Annotated in this window: 9 protein-coding genes; 3 read left to right on the top strand and 6 right to left on the bottom strand. The window is 38.6% G+C overall.

Annotation, left to right across the window (positions count from 1 at the left end; translation table 11 throughout):
- Position 1: 1 nt before the first annotated feature.
- The 3 genes from ACFIKR_RS01325 (at position 2) to ACFIKR_RS01335 (ending at position 8,878) form a co-directional block, all read left to right on the top strand.
- A complete protein-coding gene (locus ACFIKR_RS01325) occupies positions 2-2,011 on the top strand; it encodes a MacB family efflux pump subunit (protein WP_375635487.1) in 2,010 nt (669 codons plus the stop codon).
- A gap of 977 nt (positions 2,012-2,988) precedes the next feature.
- A complete protein-coding gene (locus ACFIKR_RS01330; RefSeq protein ID WP_375658531.1) occupies positions 2,989-7,947 on the top strand; it encodes a DEAD/DEAH box helicase in 4,959 nt (1,652 codons plus the stop codon).
- A 697-nt stretch (positions 7,948-8,644) separates the two neighbouring features.
- The gene (locus ACFIKR_RS01335; protein WP_375658532.1) at positions 8,645-8,878 is read left to right on the top strand and encodes a hypothetical protein; all 234 of its coding nucleotides are present in this window, start codon (positions 8,645-8,647) and stop codon (positions 8,876-8,878) included.
- 419 nt (positions 8,879-9,297) lie between these two features.
- Here the strand turns inward: ACFIKR_RS01335 and ACFIKR_RS01340 are convergent, their stop codons facing one another.
- The 6 genes from ACFIKR_RS01340 to ACFIKR_RS01365 form a co-directional block, all read right to left on the bottom strand.
- Positions 9,298-9,987 carry a YdcF family protein gene (locus tag ACFIKR_RS01340; RefSeq protein ID WP_375658533.1) on the bottom strand — a complete coding sequence of 230 codons (690 nt, stop codon included), beginning with the start codon at positions 9,985-9,987 and terminating at the stop codon, positions 9,298-9,300.
- Entirely contained in the window at positions 9,974-10,927 is a 954-nt protein-coding gene (locus tag ACFIKR_RS01345) for a cell division protein FtsX (RefSeq protein ID WP_375658534.1), read from the bottom strand. Before ACFIKR_RS01345 ends, ACFIKR_RS01340 begins: the two co-directional genes overlap by 14 nt.
- Entirely contained in the window at positions 10,920-11,579 is a 660-nt protein-coding gene (gene ftsE, locus ACFIKR_RS01350) for a cell division ATP-binding protein FtsE (RefSeq protein ID WP_015856996.1), read from the bottom strand. Before ftsE ends, ACFIKR_RS01345 begins: the two co-directional genes overlap by 8 nt.
- A 553-nt stretch (positions 11,580-12,132) precedes the next feature.
- Complete coding sequence (gene acs / locus ACFIKR_RS01355; protein ID WP_375658535.1) at positions 12,133-14,076, bottom strand: acetate--CoA ligase; 1,944 nt, start codon at positions 14,074-14,076, stop codon at positions 12,133-12,135.
- Between the two features lie 1,482 nt (positions 14,077-15,558).
- Entirely contained in the window at positions 15,559-15,846 is a 288-nt protein-coding gene (locus ACFIKR_RS01360) for a hypothetical protein (protein ID WP_375658536.1), read from the bottom strand.
- 522 nt (positions 15,847-16,368) lie between these two features.
- Entirely contained in the window at positions 16,369-17,058 is a 690-nt protein-coding gene (locus tag ACFIKR_RS01365) for a YggS family pyridoxal phosphate-dependent enzyme (protein ID WP_375658537.1), read from the bottom strand.
- Positions 17,059-17,114 lie beyond the last annotated feature (56 nt).

Raw genomic sequence — 17,114 nt, forward strand, 5'->3', positions numbered from 1 at the left:
CATGAACACAAACCAAGCAGATGCTGTCCTTGTGTTGGAAAATATTGTACGTAAATTTCCAGCGGGCGAAACATTTGTTACTGTTTTGAAGGACATCAATCTTACCATTAAGCGCGGTGAAATGGTAGCGATTGTGGGAGCTTCTGGTTCAGGAAAATCCACATTGATGAATATTTTAGGTTGTCTTGATCGAGCAACTTCTGGTCGTTATTGGATTGCAGGGAAAGAAACAGCTTCTCTTTCAGCTGATGAATTATCGGCTTTGCGGCGCAATCATTTTGGTTTTATTTTCCAGCGCTATCATTTGTTGAATGAGTTGACAGCTCTTGGGAATGTTGAAATTCCGGCTATTTATGCAGGATGTGCTGTGGAAGCAAGGAAAAAGCGTGCACAAGATCTTTTAACGCGCTTGGGCATGGGCGATCGGGTGAATCATCGTCCAAATCAACTCTCAGGTGGTCAGCAACAACGGGTGTCTATTGCTCGAGCGTTGATGAATAATGCGGAGGTTATTCTTGCCGATGAGCCAACTGGTGCACTGGATAAACAGAGTGGACAGGAAGTGTTGCGTATTTTGGATGAGCTTCATCAAGAAGGTCGTACTATTATCATTGTAACTCACGATATGCAGGTGGCCAAAAGAGCAGAGCGTATTATCGAAATCAGTGATGGAGAAATTATTGCTGACAGTATGACAAAGGTTGCAAAGAAAAGAGCAGCGGGGGCAAAAATAAAAACGGATAGTCAATCTTTTTATGAAAAACAGAAACTAAAAGTTAAACAACAGCTTGGCTCTTTTCGGTCTTTTGTTGAGCGGTTTCGTGAGGCATTTATTATGGCTTTGTTGGCAATGAATGCACATCGAATGCGAACTTTTTTAACAATGCTTGGGGTGATTATCGGTATTGGGGCGATTATTGCTATGGTGGCTTTGGGAAATGGTACACGAGAGAAAATTTTGGAAAATTTTAAAAGCTTGGGTGCTAATACATTAACAATTTTACCTGGCAAAAGTTTTTCTGATCCACAAGCAGAGAAAATAACAACTCTTGTTGAAGCTGATGCAGAAGCCTTGTCTGGGTTACCTTATGTTTCTGGTGTAACGCCTCAGATTTCAACAAGTTCGAAAGTGCGTTTTGGTGCAGTTGAAGTCAATGCCGTCATTGTGGGGGTGGGAGAACAATTCTTTCAGACACAGGGGCTTAAAGTTTTCAAAGGACAGTTTTTTGATCAAAAAAGTGTGCATGATCGGGCGGTTGATCTCGTGATTGAGAAAGAAGCATTGTCTGTTCTTTTTCCCCATAGCCATGAAAGTCCCCTTGGCAAAGTGGTGCTTGTGGGTAATGTTCCAGCGCGCATTATTGGTGTTGTTGATTCGCAAAATAACGCAAATGGAAATACATCAAATACATTACAGCTTTATTTGCCCTATACAACAGTGCAAACGCGTTTTCTTGGCACAACAGAAGTTCGTGCGATTACCGTTAGGATTGCTGATGATGTCGATTCACATTTAGCGGAAAACATGGTGAAACGTTTTCTCATTATGCGGCATGGTGGAGAAGATTTTTTCATTAGAAATTCAGAATTCTTTCGTGAACGTATCATGGAGAGTACACATATCTTAACACTTTTAATTTCTTCAATTGCAGCTATTTCCCTAATTGTGGGTGGTATTGGGGTGATGAATATTATGCTGGTCACCGTTTCTGAGCGGATCAATGAAATTGGTGTGCGTATGGCAGTTGGTGCACGCCAAAGTGATATTTTGCAGCAGTTTCTCATTGAAGCGGTGTTGGTTTGTGTCATTGGTGGTGGTTTGGGGATCTTGCTTGGGCTTTCTATCGGTGGTTTATTTCTTCTGTTTAAAGCGCCTATCCACTTGGTTTATACGATTGATTCGATCATCTTATCCCTTACTTTTTCAACCCTCATTGGAATCTGTTTTGGTTTTTCTCCAGCGCGGCAAGCTTCACGGCTTGACCCTGTTGTCGCTCTTTCACGCGATTAAGCTTTATCAATTGTAGGGCATGTTTGTTGTGATGTTTTCCACTTGGAAGAAGCGTTTATGAAGCGAAACATGGATGGGAAAAGTTTAGCATTATTCGCTGTTCTATTTTAGAAAACGCTTTGTTCGTTAAATGGAGCGCGCTTTATATAACGTTAAAGGATGAAGTTTTACGGCACAACGTATCATGAATAAATTTCCCTTGTATTTTTATAGCTATACAAAATACAAGGCGCGATAACTTTAGGATTTTAACCTAAAAGTAAGAGGGGAAGTGGAGTGTATATCTGTTAACAAACAAGATAAAAAAAGAAGAAAATTTAAACGAAAAACAGCTTATATCCCAAAAAAACGAACGGGTATACGAGGCGAGTTGGTCTTCTATAGTTTTTCTTTTCCTTTTGTTTATTCGTTACCCTGTTTTTTCTCACAAATTGTATGGCAAAGGGAGGGGCGTTGGTATTGGTAACGTTTGGTTTTAAGATTCTTTATGGCTTTATAGCTTTATGCGACGGAGATATAGGTTTTTACGAAGCTCCAGTTTTGTAGGGAGAACGAGATGAATACACTTATGGGCTCATGTTGCTGGGAATGTTAATTGCTGTATTCATTATTATGTGTATTGGTATAGCTGGTTATTGGTTTTATGATATACTTTAATTGCGTTTAGCACCTCCTGAATATGAGCTTAAACTATTTTCAATAGATAAATATCAAAAAAAGCTCATCAAAATAATGAAGCAAATCTCTACATTCTTGTGCGTGATTACATGATATTTATCAGGGATGTGGGAAGAGCAGATTCTATTCTTTTGTTGATAAGTAAAACTTTATTCATTTGTTTTGTTTAGTACATATTCCATTATAAATATTGGTTCATTCAGTAAATCGAGTTATCTAAAGTCTTTTGGGGGAAATAATAGGCATTGACCAATTTGGCTAGACTCGATAATTGAAAGTATTTTTCATTGGGGGGAAGCATGACGCTGCAATCGCTTTTACAGACATATCGTGACGAAGCGCGTACCGAACGGGAAAAAGGTACGTATTTTGAGCGTTTTGCTCTTGCTTATCTGACACATGATCCTCTTCAGTCTGGGTGTTATGAAAAGGTTCAAACCTTTAAAGATTGGGCTAGTGAAAATGATTGGGATGGACGTGATACTGGTATCGATCTTGTGGCAAAGATTCGTAATGAAGAGGGTTTTGCGGCAATCCAATGTAAATTTTATGATGCAGCATATCGAATTAGAAAAGCAGATATTGATAGTTTTATTTCGGCATCAGGGAAAGCTCCATTCAAGCGGCGTGTTATTATAGATAGCACTGAAAGTGCTTGGAGTGATAACGCTGAAACAATGATACGGGGGCAGGATATTCCCGTTATACGGATTAATCTTTCCGATATACAACAAAGTCCGATCCATTGGGAAACTTTTGCAGCCCAGGGTAAAATTGTGTTGGAGGATAAAAAGAAAATCCGTCCACATCAGCAGGAGGCGTTGCGTGATGTGCGTGCTGGGCTTGCTCAAGCAGATCGGGGTAAGCTTATTATGGCTTGTGGTACTGGTAAGACATTTACCAGTCTTAAAATTGCTGAGGATTTGGCGGGTGAAGGCAAGTTTGTTCTGTTTCTTGTTCCTTCCTTGGCACTGATGGCACAGACGGTTCGTGAATGGACAACAGATGCGGAAATCGGATTGAGATCCTTTGCTGTTTGTTCAGATACACAAGTGGGAAAGCGTCGTAAAAATAGTGATGATGTTGCTGAAATTGATGTGTTTGATCTTGCTTTTCCGGCGACAACCGATGCTGCTAAACTTGCAGAACAGGCGGGTAAGAGTGTTGCAGATAAGATGACCGTTGTGTTTGCAACCTATCACTCGATTCAGGTGGTTGCGGATGCTCAGAAAAAGTATGGTTTGCCAATATTTGATCTTATCATTTGTGATGAAGCGCACCGTACAACAGGGGCAACGCTGGTGGGAGAGGATGAATCCAATTTTGTTAAGGTGCATTCTAATGATGTTATTTGTGCCAAGAATCGCCTTTATATGACAGCGACACCACGCATTTTTGGTGATAACGCAAAAAGTCGCGCGAATGAAGTTAATGCTGTTCTTGCTTCGATGGATGATGAAAAGCTTTTTGGTAAAACACTTTTTTATCGGGGTTTTTCATGGGCAGTACAAAATGATCTTTTAACGGATTATAAGGTTATTGTCTTAGCAGTGGACGAACAATTAGTCAGTTCAGCTGTTCAGAAGCGTCTTAGTGATGACCAGTCTGAGCTTGTTCTTGATGATGCAACGAAGATTATTGGCTGTTATAAGGCTTTGACAAAACAAGATCTGAAGGCTGATGTTGGTGCGGATCTAAACCCTATGCATCGTGCTTTAGCGTTTTGTAAGACTATTAAAAGTTCTGAACTGGTGCGTGATGAATTTTCTGCGGTTGTTAGAGAATATCTTGATTATACAAAAAAGAATACGGAAAAAGAGCATTTTCTGAAGTGTGAAATTGAGCATGTTGATGGCACTTTCAATGCGAAGAATCGTGGTGCATTACTTGATTGGCTGAAAGCTGATAGTGGTGAGGATGCTTGTCGTATTTTGACCAATGCACGGTGTTTGTCTGAGGGGGTGGATGTTCCGGCTCTGGATGCGATCATGTTTTTAAATCCACGTAAGAGCCAGATTGATGTTGTGCAAGCGGTTGGGCGGGTGATGCGTCGGTCTGAGGGCAAAAAGATGGGGTATGTCATTTTGCCAATTGGTATTCCCTCTGGGATTCCAGTGGAACAGGCTTTGAACAACAATGATAAATATCGGGTTGTTTGGCAAATTTTAAATGCTTTGCGTGCGCATGATGATCGTTTTGATGCGACGATTAATAAGGCATCGCTGAGCCAAGATATCAGCAATGTGATTGAGATTATTGGCGTCACACAGAGCACTGAGTTACAGGCTGTTACAGCTGTTGTAGACAATCTTCCACTACGCTCACAGCCTGCACGAGCGGGAATTGGAGCACCGGAATATGATTTAATTCGTACAGAGAAAATACAAGGGCAGCTTTCTTTCTGCGTAGATGAACTTTCTCGTGCAATTTTGGCAAAGATCGTCAAGAAATGTGGGACACGTGATTATTGGGAAGATTGGGCGAGCAACATTGCTGAAATTGCTAAGAATCATATCACGCGTTTAACAGGTATTCTGGCAGAGCCAGATACTGAGGCGCGTCAAGCCTTTGACAGGTTTGTGGCAGAACTGCGTGATGATTTAAATGATGCTGTTACAGAAGCTGATGCGATTGAGATGTTGGCACAGCATATTATCACGCGTCCTGTCTTTCAGGTGTTGTTTGAAGGGTATCAGTTCACACGTGAGAATCCTGTCTCGCGTGCTATGCAGCGTATTCTTGATGTGCTTGATGAGGCAAACCTTGATAAGGAATCCAAAGATCTGGAGAAATTTTATGAAAGTGTAAAATTACGAGCCAGTGGAATTACGGATCCAAAAGCAAAACAGAGGTTGATTATAGAGCTTTACGATAAGTTTTTCCGTTATGCTTTTCCACGTACTGTAGAAAAATTAGGCATTGTTTATACCCCCGTTGAGGTTGTGGATTTTATTCTGCACTCTGTCAATGATGTCTTAGAGCAAGAATTTGGGCAAACGCTTGGCTCATCTGGTGTGCACATCATGGATCCCTTTACAGGAACGGGAACTTTTATCACGCGGCTTTTACAATCGGGTCTGATAAAGCCAGAGGAAATGAAACACAAATTTTGTCATGAAATTCATGCCAATGAGATTGTGCTTTTAGCTTATTATATTGCAGCCATTAATATTGAGACGACCTATCATGGTCTGATGGGGGGAGATTATGTTCCCTTTGAGGGAATTTGTTTAACTGATACATTCCAGCTTTATGAGCAAGAAAAGGACCTGATCAGTGATTTGCTGGTGGATAATAGCACACGCCGATCACGCCAGAAGGAACTGGATATTCGTGTTATTGTTGGCAACCCTCCTTATTCTTCTGGGCAAAAAAGTGAAAACGACAATGCGAAAAATATTGGCTATCCTAAATTGGACCGTCGTATCCGTGAAACTTATGCTGCTCAATCCAAAGCGAGTAATGTTAATGGACTTTATGATAGTTATATTCGTGCCATTCGCTGGGCAAGTGACCGTATAAAAGACTGTGGTGTTGTTGGTTTTGTGACAAATTCAGGTTTTATCAATGGATATTCTACGAATGGCTTACGAAAAGAATTGAGTGAAGAATTTTCAAGCATTTATGTTCTCAATTTGCGTGGTGATATTCGCAAAAATATGATGAGCAAAGGACGTGCTCAAGAAGGGCAAAATGTTTTCGGAAGTGGAAGTATGGCAGGAATTGCTGTGACACTATTTATTAAAAATCCAAATGTCATGGAGCATTGCAAAATTCACTATTACGATATTGGTGATAATCTCACGACAAAAGAGAAATTATCTCAACTTCAGCGGTTGAATAGTGTTGGTGGGATCAAGCGTGCACAAGGCTGGCAGATGATTACACCAGATGAGCATGGCGATTGGTTGAATCAGCGCAACAGTGATTTTGAAAAATTTCTGGCCTTAGGTGATAAGAAGGGCAGTGATAAAAAACTCTTTGAAACGTTTTCTCGTGGGATTATAACTACTCGCGATGCTTGGGCATATAATTCAAGCCGTGGAGCTTTAGCGAAGAATATGCGTAACACGATAACTTTTTATAACAATGAAGTGAAACGTTTTAATAATGTTTATGCGCATTCTGACCGCAAAGTGCGTGCAAATGCTGTGAATGATTTCGTAAATTTAGATGCAAGGAAAATCAGCTGGAGTAGTAGCCTTAAAGAAGAATTGGTAAGAGGAAAGTTTTCTGACTTTGAAAGTAATTGCTTAGTGCAAAGTCTTTATCGTCCTTTTACACGACAGTGGCTTTACTATAGTCGCACCTTTAATGAGAGAGTTTATCAAATGCCGCGTATATTCCCTATGGAAACAGCGGTTGAAAACAGGGTAATACAAGTTACGGGAGTTGGAGCAAGTAGTGGTTTTTCTGTTCTGATGACTAATTATTTATCCAATCTTCATACAATGGATACTGGTCAGTGTTTTCCAAGATATATTTATGAAGATGCTGAGTCCTTAGGAGATAAAGAGAAGGATCAGGTTCATTTGTTTGCAAATTTTGCAGAGGAAAGCAAAGAAACTGGTTTGCAGCGGCGTGATGCACTCACGGATGAAGGGTTGGCATATTTTAAGGCAGCATATCCTGGTGAAATGATAACAAAGGATGATTTGTTTTATTATGTTTATGGGATTTTGCATTCTGAAGATTATCGTGCGCGTTATGCCCATAATTTGTCTAAACAATTACCACGTATCCCAACAGTTAAAAAAGTAGAGGATTTTTGGGCTTTTGTAACAGCGGGGCGAAAGCTTGGTGATTTGCATATGGATTATGAAGAGGTTGAGCCCTATCCTGTTACCTATAAACAGGGTGATCCAAGAACTTGGATGATTTCTGATGAGAAGAGTTTCTATCGTGTTGAAGCGATGAAATTTGCTGGTAAGCGTGGCGCTATTGATAAAAGCACAGTGATTTATAATGCGCATATTACGATGCAGAATATTCCTCTTGAAGCTTATGAGTATATAGTCAATGGCAGGTCTGCTCTTGAATGGGTTATGGAACGGCAGATTGTCAAAACGGACAAAGCGAGCGGGATTGTGAATGATGCTAATCGCTATGCTGTTGAAACGGTGGGTAATCCGGCCTATCCTCTGGAATTGTTTCAGCGGGTTATTACTGTAAGCTTGGAAACAATGAAAATTGTTCGCAGTCTTCCAAAATTGGAAGTGAGAGAAACTGAAAAGGTTAAGTTATCCATTGTGCGGTAAAACAGCGCTGTGTCGTAACAAACTGGCACTATCATACACTTTGCCAGCTCGTGGGTATTGCGACAGCTTTTGGCACTTGAGACAAGTACATAAGAGGCATGCCTTTCTTGTACAGTTTTACGCCACGCAAGCTCTCTTCCCTTGTGATGTGCAAGTCCTTTGTGATGTGCAAGAAAATGGTTTTTATTGATTCAACAGAGAATAGATTTAAAATGAGAGAATCTGATGATATTGAGAGATCTCATTCAAGTTGTAGCGTATAAATTTTCCTTATAAATCAATGTGTTGCATGTGATAAAACATCTTAGGTAGTAGACGGATAAAATGATGACGCATGCGCTTTAGCGACCGTGATGAATAGCTTTAAGCAGAGCTTGTTCGTTGAGTCTTATGTGAGTAAACCATATAAATGGGGAAGCAGAGAGGAACCTGCCCAGAGAAGTAGGATTGTTTACAAACCGTTGCTGATGGGAATCATCGTCCTTTGAGATGTTGGAAGGAAATCACAACTCTCATGAAATCTGTCCTTTGAGCGGGGGTGATTGGAAGTGAGCAGGGAGAACGCATTAGACAAGAAGCTGGATTGTTATTGTTTACAGATTGCTAGAGTTTAAAAATTTTCGTTCTTTTTTGGGGAGGCAGCCAAACAAAAAGTGTTTTTAGTGGGAAATGATTTCAAAAAAGATTGCGATAAAAAGTGTGGGATGTTCATGGTGGTGTGCGTTTTGAGCTTATTCCTATCTGTGATCTAAAATGCCCTTATGAAGATGCTTTGTTGAATGAAGAGATTATTACTAATATATTGGTTTATAATGATAGTTTAAGCTTCTCTCTGTTGAATGAGAAATCTAAGTATCATAAATTTTCTTATTTTAAATCTATTAAAATTACTTCTTTTCATGTCATACGAGGTTGGTATGCTCGTGTTTAAAAAAGGCGAAAGCATATCTCTTACCAATTATCCCAAGTGGCGTAAGAGCTATCGTAATATTGGGGGCGGTAAAATATAGGATGGGGTAATTGCATTTTTTATGAAGCGTAAAGAGGGTGGTATAAATAGATCTCTATAACAAGTCGGGAGATCTTATAGTTGTCTGGGCGCTCTATTTACAAGAGCTTATATATTGAGATGGCATGTACAGATCCCGTGCTGTGAGATATGTTTGGGATGTGAGAAATGTCTTTGGGTGAATGTGCAATACAGTGATACGTGTATGGGGTATTCTGTGTTATATGAGGGTAGCTCTGTCGAGCTTTTATAGAGGCAACCTCGTGTGGAAGGCTATGGAAAGAACGGTATGAAGCGGTTCGTGGGTGGCAAGGTTTTTAAAAAAGTCAGAAGGATAAAGATTAGAATGCGGTTCTGATATAGACTTGGAGCGTTTTAATATATTGGAATATGAGAATGCGGATTTGATTGATCTGTTGTATTGCGCTTTCAGCATTGCTCTTTTTAACAGGATAAGCAATGAAATGGATATCAGGCATTAAATACTTAAGTTCTCGCATCGAGCGCCACATATGGTAATCATGGGTGACGATATAAAGGGTTTTATAGTGGTGTTTTTTGATCCAAGCAGCACTTTCTTTAGCGTTCCCTTGGGTGTTAATCGCTTGATGCCCAATGTCAATACAACAGGAGACAAGCCGTGGGGTAATATGCCTGTTATGCATGAAACCTTTCAGATTGGTTGTGGCGTTTACGCCACTGATAAGGAGTCGTGAACCAAGCCCCTTTTGTAAGAGATGGATTCCTGTCTCTATTCGGTTTTCTCCGCCTGTAAGCACAATGATGGCATCAGCTTTGGGGAGAGGCTTTGGGGGAGAAAGTCGTTCAGTTTTTTCAGAAAAAACAATAAAACCGCCCCAGAAAATGAAAACAATGATTGCAAGAGTAAGTGTTGTCGGTGGAAAATAGCGAAATAAAAAGCACACAGACCAACGATAGTGGGGTTGTTTTGGAAGAGGACGTTCTAAATTGTTTTGCTTCAACGATTTGGAATGGTAGGAGTGGTGAGTCATAAAATTAAAATAAACCATTTTCACATTGATCGATTTTTTTCAGTTGCGCTAAAATAGTCATGCGGTTTGTAAGAGTGGTAAGAAAAGAAACGAAAATAATAAGAAAAATGATTTTTCCGTAAGGAATGGAACTTATGGAAATATGTCCAAACAAAGCTGTTACTTGGCTAGCTTCCACTCTTCCCAAGTTATAATTCGTCCAGAGACAAAAGGCTAAAAACAGAAATATGCTTGTGAGACCACCATATAAAGCACCACGCAGCGCAGTTTTAAAAAAATGCCAGTCAAATTGGCGGGCAATGAAAAGAGTTTCAGTACCAAGGAAATATAAGACATTGATAATATGCGCATTTTCTGCCAATGCATTGCGGGTGGTAAAAATGATGGTAAGAATAAGAGAGCCTAGAACCAATGCTAAAATTGAAAAACCGATGAAAACAGTGGTGTGTGCCATGGTTGCAAAACGATGGACCCAAACACGGTGATCATCAAATTGACCTCCTGGAATTTGGGTTTTAATGGCGTGATTAATGGCTGCAAAATTGATTTTTTCATCCTCTTTCAGGGTTACAATGATAAGGCGGGGAAGGGGTAGTTCATTGACATTAAAGCCTGTTCCAAGCCATGGTTCCAGTAACTTTTCGGTAGCTTTTTGGTCAACAATTTTTGCATCTTGTACACCAGAAAATGTTTTAATCAATTGGACGGCATCACGGAGTGCTTTGTTGATATCAATATTGTCCATGGGGCGTATTTGTATTGTTGCTTCATAGCTAATCTGATTACTCCAATTTTGGGCGGCACGTTGGACTAAATCAACACCGATTAAGGTGAGGCTTGAAAGAAATGTCATAATAGCAATCACGGCAACCAGTGCTTTTCCAGAAATATTACCACTGGGAATAATCGCTGTTGTATTTTTTTTATTGCTTGTAAAAATGGGGAAAGACTTATTCATGAATCGTCATCCGTCCGTTATGGAGAAGCATACGCCGTGCTGCAACTTGTTCCATTAAGGCAATATCATGGGTAGCAATGATAACAGCTGTTCCAAAACGATTTAATTCAATAAACAAACGGAGTAGGCGTTTTGCTAAGGGCGGATCGACATTTCCGGTTGGTTCATCGGCAAGTAGAATTTCAGGTTGATCAATGAGCGCGCGTGCAATGGCTACCCTTTGTTTTTCTCCGCCGGAAAGAACTGGTGGTAAAACATGAATATGATCTCCAAGACCAACCCAACAGAGAAGATCTTCTACTTCACTGCGATAGGTTGCCTCTTCTTGTCCTTTAATGCGTAAAGGTAAGGAGACATTTTCATAAGTGGTCATGTGGTCGAGTAAACGAAAATCTTGAAAAACAACACCGATACGTTGTCGTAGCGCAGGGAGCTCTTGTCGTTTGAGTAATGCTGTGTCTGTTCCAAAGAGATCAATATGACCGCGGGTGGGTTTGATTGCCAAAAACATAAGACGCATCAACGACGTCTTCCCTGCTCCAGAGGCGCCAGTGAGAAATTGAAATGATCCAGGAGGAATATGAAAGCTAATATCACGAAGGACCTCAGGTCCCATTCCATAGCGTAGACCGACATTTTCAAAATGAATCACTTTTTATTATTACTCCTGATTTTATATTGCATTATTTATTCTAAGAACTCTTACTTTCATTACTTTAGATTTTTTTGTAAGCTTGATTATTTTAGATTTCATGGTTTTCAATATTTTTTATACACCCTCGTTATAGATAAATATTTTTGCTCAAAAATATTATCACTTATACTTTCTCTTTTTAGCTTTATCTATGATTTTAGCAGGAATTTCAAAGTGATTCTAGCATAAACATCAGAACTATTTTTCCTTCTTTCTCAGAGGCTTTTTTGCATTGAGTGGGTACTGGGCGATTTTAAAAAGCTATGTTGCTCTTTTTATCTCACTTTTTTATTCCTATTCGCATTTATATTCCAATCTTAGCATCTTCCAATCATGAAGTTTTTTTCAATTGTTTCTTATTTGTTATGAAGAAAAGCGTTTGTTGTTAGAGTTGTTGAGCTTCCCATGAATTGTTTTGTTTTTATTCTCATGGGTGGTTTTCGTAACAATGCTAGGATAATTTTAGCAGAAAAACAAAAACCACCGTATGTTGTGTTTCTTCGTGGTTTCTTTAATTTTGTCGGTTGGCAATCAGATCTTCAACAACTTGTGGTTCGGCAAGGGTTGAAATATCTCCGAGAGTACCAAGGTTGTTTTCAGCGATTTTTCGTAAAATACGTCTCATAATTTTCCCTGATCGCGTTTTGGGAAGCTGCGGGGCAAATTGAATTTTATCCAATATGGCAATAGAACCTATTTCTTGTCTCACATGCTTGATAAGGTCTTTTTGCAATTCTTCACTTGGCGCTGTCCCTTCCATAAGGGTCACAAAACTATAAATTCCTTGTCCTTTAATGGGATGCGGGTAACCCACAATAGCTGCTTCTGATACAGCGGGATGAGAAACAAGGGCTGATTCAATTTCAGCAGTTCCTAACCTGTGGCCCGAGACATTGAGAATGTCATCAACTCGCCCTGTAATCCAGTAATAGCCGTCACTATCGCGCCTACAACCATCGCCTGTAAAATATCTTCCTTTATAGGAGGAAAAATAAGTTTGAATAAAGCGCTCATGATCTTTATAAAGCGTGCGCATTTGTCCGGGCCATGAATCACTGATACAAAGATTGCCTTCTGCTTCACCTTCTAAAGTATTGCCTTGGGCGTCAACAATTTGAGGTTGAACACCAAAGAAAGGACGTGTGGCTGATCCTGCTTTGAGGGGGGTTGCACCGGGCAAGGGCGTGATCATATGCCCCCCTGTTTCCGTTTGCCACCATGTATCGAGAATCGGACAACGGTCATTTCCAACTGTATGATAAAACCATTCCCATGCTTCTGGGTTAATCGGTTCTCCTACCGTGCCTAAAAGACGCAACGACGTCCTGTTTGAGTGTTCAACAAACGAATTTCCTGCTCCCATTAAGGCGCGGATAGCTGTTGGTGCGGTATAGAGTGTATTGACTTGATGCTTGTCGACAATTTCCCAAAATCTTCCTTTGTCAGGAAAGGTTGGTGTGCCTTCAAACATCAAAGTGGTCGCACCATTGCATAAAGGTCCATAAACCAAGTAAGAATGACCGGTAATCCAACCAATATCAGCTGTACACCAGTAAATTTCATCAGGGTGATAATCAAAAACGTATTGATGTGTCATTGCGGCATAAACAAGATAGCCCGCTGTGGTATGCAAAACACCTTTGGGTTTGCCGGTGGAGCCTGAAGTATAAAGAATAAAAAGCGGATCTTCAGCGTTCATTGGTTCTGGTGGGCAGTCTGTTTTGGCATGAGCTATCTCTTCGTGGTACCAGAAATCACGCCCCTCTATCCATTGAATGGGTCCACAAGTCCGCCGTATAACCATGACTTGGTCTACATGCACGTTTTGGCGTGCTGCTATCTCAATAGCATGATCAACATTGTCTTTTAAGTTGATCCGTTTGCCGCCACGCAAGCCGTGATCAGCGGTAATGATGAAGGTTGATTCGCAGTCAACAAGGCGTCCTGCTATTGCCTCAGCAGAAAAGCCAGCAAAGATAACCGAATGAACGGCACCAATGCGGGCACACGCGAGCATAGCATAGGCTGCTTCGGGAATCATGGGAAGATAAATGGTTACTTTATCGCCTTTCTTAATGCCACGACTTTTCAAAAGATTGGCAAAATGACAAACATGTTCATAAAGCTCGTTATAGGTTATTTTTTTATCATGATAAGGATTATCTCCTTCCCAAATAAGCGCGATTTTGTCTCCATGGGTTTTCAGGTGGCGATCAATGCAGTTATAGGCAACATTTGTTATTCCATCTTCGTACCATTTTATTGATACATCTCCATTAAAGGAAGTGTTTTTTACTTTTGTATAAGGTTTAAACCATTCAATGCATTGTCCATGTTTTGCCCAGAAGCTTTCTGGATCATTGACGCTTTCTCGATACCATTGTTGATAGGTCTCCTCATTGATAAGCGCATTTTTTTTGATTTCTTCTGATATTGAATAAATTTTTTCAGTCATGTGTCCCTCTTTTAATTTATTGTTTGGAAAAATTTGCCTCTATACTTTCGTATGTTTATATTTTTGGCAGAGTTTTCCAAAAGCTTTTCATTGTGAGGTTAGACTAAATGACAAAGATTAGAATAGTCAATTTTTAAAATCAGCGGTGTTTGTCTTTACGTTTATATTTTAAGAGAGCTTTTTTATGCTGTTTTAGGGGGTAACGTGTGACAAAGTATATCGTCATAAAGAGCTGTAAATTGTATAGAAATACAAAAAGATCGTATTGTTGTAGAGAGAGCTCTTTATGTGCCGATAAGAAATTAAATTTTAAAAACAAATTCATATAAAAGTTAAAAGGAGATGGGGATTTGTAGATTATCGGCATTATTTGTAAAGTCATTTTCGAAGGGCGAATATCACCACACTACAGATTTATTACTTCCATAAATGTAAAATACTAACACTTAGTGTTTTGCGCTATGCCATTCACCGATTATACTAGGAAATGGTATTGGGAGCAAGGACAAATGTTTCTTCAAGATCCATCTAAGGCTAGGAACGCATTGAAAATCTAAAATTAATTCTTGCTTGTTTTTTAGGGAAAGGAAAAAATCAAGTTAACTATCCGATTGTGCACGCCCTAAAAATATCATCCTTTAAAGCAGTGTTATAAACATGCTGGGTAATTTATCGATTTGACTGTTTTTTAATTAATATAAACACAAATATATAAATAAGTTATTAGAAATAAAGAACATAATAACTGACTATAATGCCGTTATGATATTTTCTAAATGTAACAAAATTTTTTCTAAAAAAATAAATATAGTAATAGATATAATTAATACGGCGAATAATTTCGCAATCATCTATTGTATTTGTATAAAATACAATATAAAAAATTATTATGTATAAATAATAATTTTAGTGTAATGCTTTTAATATTATATATTTTAAATTATCAACGTTATATTTACAAAATACACCAAACAGAAAGGAAACCAAAAAAATAAATAAGAAGAAGAGTATCACTAATAGTCATAAGATCCATAAGATCCATTATAAGTACCTTCATAAAAGTTGCAATTGTAACATACAGCGTTGAATGCTATCTTAAATATACATATTTGTAAATATGTATCTGTATAATATTAATATTTAAAAATATACATTATAAAATATTACTTATAATTTGATATAAACCAATATAGTTAAATAAAAGACTAATAAGAAAGAATATTGAGTTTATTAATAATGATTTTTTTAGAGAATCTTTCCAACTATAAGAAATAAAATTATAATAAAAAAGATATATTAAACCAAAAAAATGTTGCTATAAGCAAAATCTGTCATCACGAAATCCAAATTATAATTATAAATTATAAATATCTCTGAAGTCCGTCTCAATCATAATTGTAGATAATATAATTTAGATATTTTTTCGAAAAAAATTATAAAATTACTAACCTCAGAGATATCTTTATAGTTATTCTCTCTAAATTAGAACCAACACTCACCAACTTTCTGTACGAAACCCAAACCAAGACCTCCGAAGAAACCAGTTGTGGCGCCCGTAAGTCCACCCATAAGTGCACAGGGACCAGTTATAGAACCCATTGCTGCTCCGGTTATCCCTCCTGCAATTGCAAGATCAAGACCCTGTGCAATCATGTGAGACATAAAAGCATTAGGACTATATGCATTTCCATGAGTAAGTCTTGAATTGTGCGAATGACCCAAAGAATGACTTGTCGCCATATGACCTAATGTGTTGAATGAACCAAACATATTAATTCTTCTTAATAAGATAGTAATATTACTTATAATTTTTTAAAATATAAGTAATAATACCATGTTTTTTCTTAATTAAAGTTTAAATTTAGAAAAATTTTGTATATTAAAAATTGAAGTTTTTTCTCTTTGTTTAAGAAATCGACAAAGGAATAACGATAAAGAAATATCGTTATTGGGATCGGTTTCATTGCCATTGTTTTGCCTGCATGTATTATGCGCATATGCACGGGATTCGTAAGCGGATATTGACCGTATGTTACGCTTTGTAGAGCATAGAAAGCCTCTATGCTATCGTTGTGATCTTATAGTTTGCTATTCATGTTGTTTAGCGCGGCTCTTGGTGCTCTATTGGGCATTTTAGATGTTTATTTTGCTAACAGGATGAAAGAGAGACTGGAATCTTTTTTGCTAGAATTACTTTTTTATTGATATTGAAGGAAATATTTTTTCTCATTTCTGCTGTTTTTGGCTTGTTCGTAGAATTTTCAATGGGAATTTATATGAAGGAAATTTGCTTTACACAGGGCGTTTTCCAAATAAAGCAGAGCCAATGCGAAGGACGTTAGAGCCAAACTGTAGAGCGGTTTTGAAGTCACTGGACATACCCATGGAAAGCTTTGGAAGACCTGCTTGTTTTGCTAATTTTGCTAAGAGCGCGAAATAGGGTCCGGGGTTTTCATCGACAGGGGGGATGCCCATAAGGCCGATGATATCAAGTCCATAGTTGTTTTTGCATTGGTTGACAAAAGATGTTGCTTCTTGCGGTGCAACACCACTTTTTTGCGGTTCTAAGCCAATGTTAACCTGAACATAGCAAGGAAGATGCCTTTTTTGTTTTTGCATTTCTTCGGATAAAATTTTGGCTATTTTTTCACGATCAACCGTTTGAATGACATCAAAAATTTTGATAGCTTCGGCGGCTTTATTTGATTGTAAGGGACCGATGAGATGAAGTTTAATATTTTCAAATTGTTGACGTAAAGCAGGCCATTTTTGTGCTGCTTCTTGTACGCGGTTTTCTGCAAACAAAGATTGGCCTGCTTGTAAAAGGGGACGTATATCAGTGGCAGAAACAGTTTTTGAAACAGCGATAAGTTCAATTTCTTCTACAGGGCGTTGTAGCTCTTGGCATGTTTCAGCAATGTCTTTTTGAAGATTTTTCCATGCTTCAATGGAAGGGGCATCGAGGGGCGTTTGTGTATTCATATTTTTGTGCTTTACCTTTTTTGTTCAAGAGTTGGTCGTTTTTTTAAAAGTTTTAT

The sequence above is a fragment of the Bartonella sp. MR30HLJHH genome (genome assembly GCF_042194195.1).
GTDB classification, from domain to species: Bacteria; Pseudomonadota; Alphaproteobacteria; order Rhizobiales; family Rhizobiaceae; genus Bartonella; species Bartonella grahamii.

Bases quoted from the DNA above. Each gene is read 5' to 3' on its own strand.
- ACFIKR_RS01345 (WP_375658534.1), bottom strand. From the start codon at position 10,927: ATGAATAAGTCTTTCCCCATTTTTACAAGCAATAAAAAAAATACAACA.
- acs (WP_375658535.1), bottom strand. From the start codon at position 14,076: ATGACTGAAAAAATTTATTCAATATCAGAAGAAATCAAAAAAAATGCG.
- ACFIKR_RS01340 (WP_375658533.1), bottom strand. From the start codon at position 9,987: ATGGTTTATTTTAATTTTATGACTCACCACTCCTACCATTCCAAATCG.
- ACFIKR_RS01365 (WP_375658537.1), bottom strand. From the start codon at position 17,058: ATGAATACACAAACGCCCCTCGATGCCCCTTCCATTGAAGCATGGAAA.
- ACFIKR_RS01330 (WP_375658531.1), top strand. From the start codon at position 2,989: ATGACGCTGCAATCGCTTTTACAGACATATCGTGACGAAGCGCGTACC.
- ACFIKR_RS01325 (WP_375635487.1), top strand. From the start codon at position 2: ATGAACACAAACCAAGCAGATGCTGTCCTTGTGTTGGAAAATATTGTA.
- ACFIKR_RS01360 (WP_375658536.1), bottom strand. From the start codon at position 15,846: ATGTTTGGTTCATTCAACACATTAGGTCATATGGCGACAAGTCATTCT.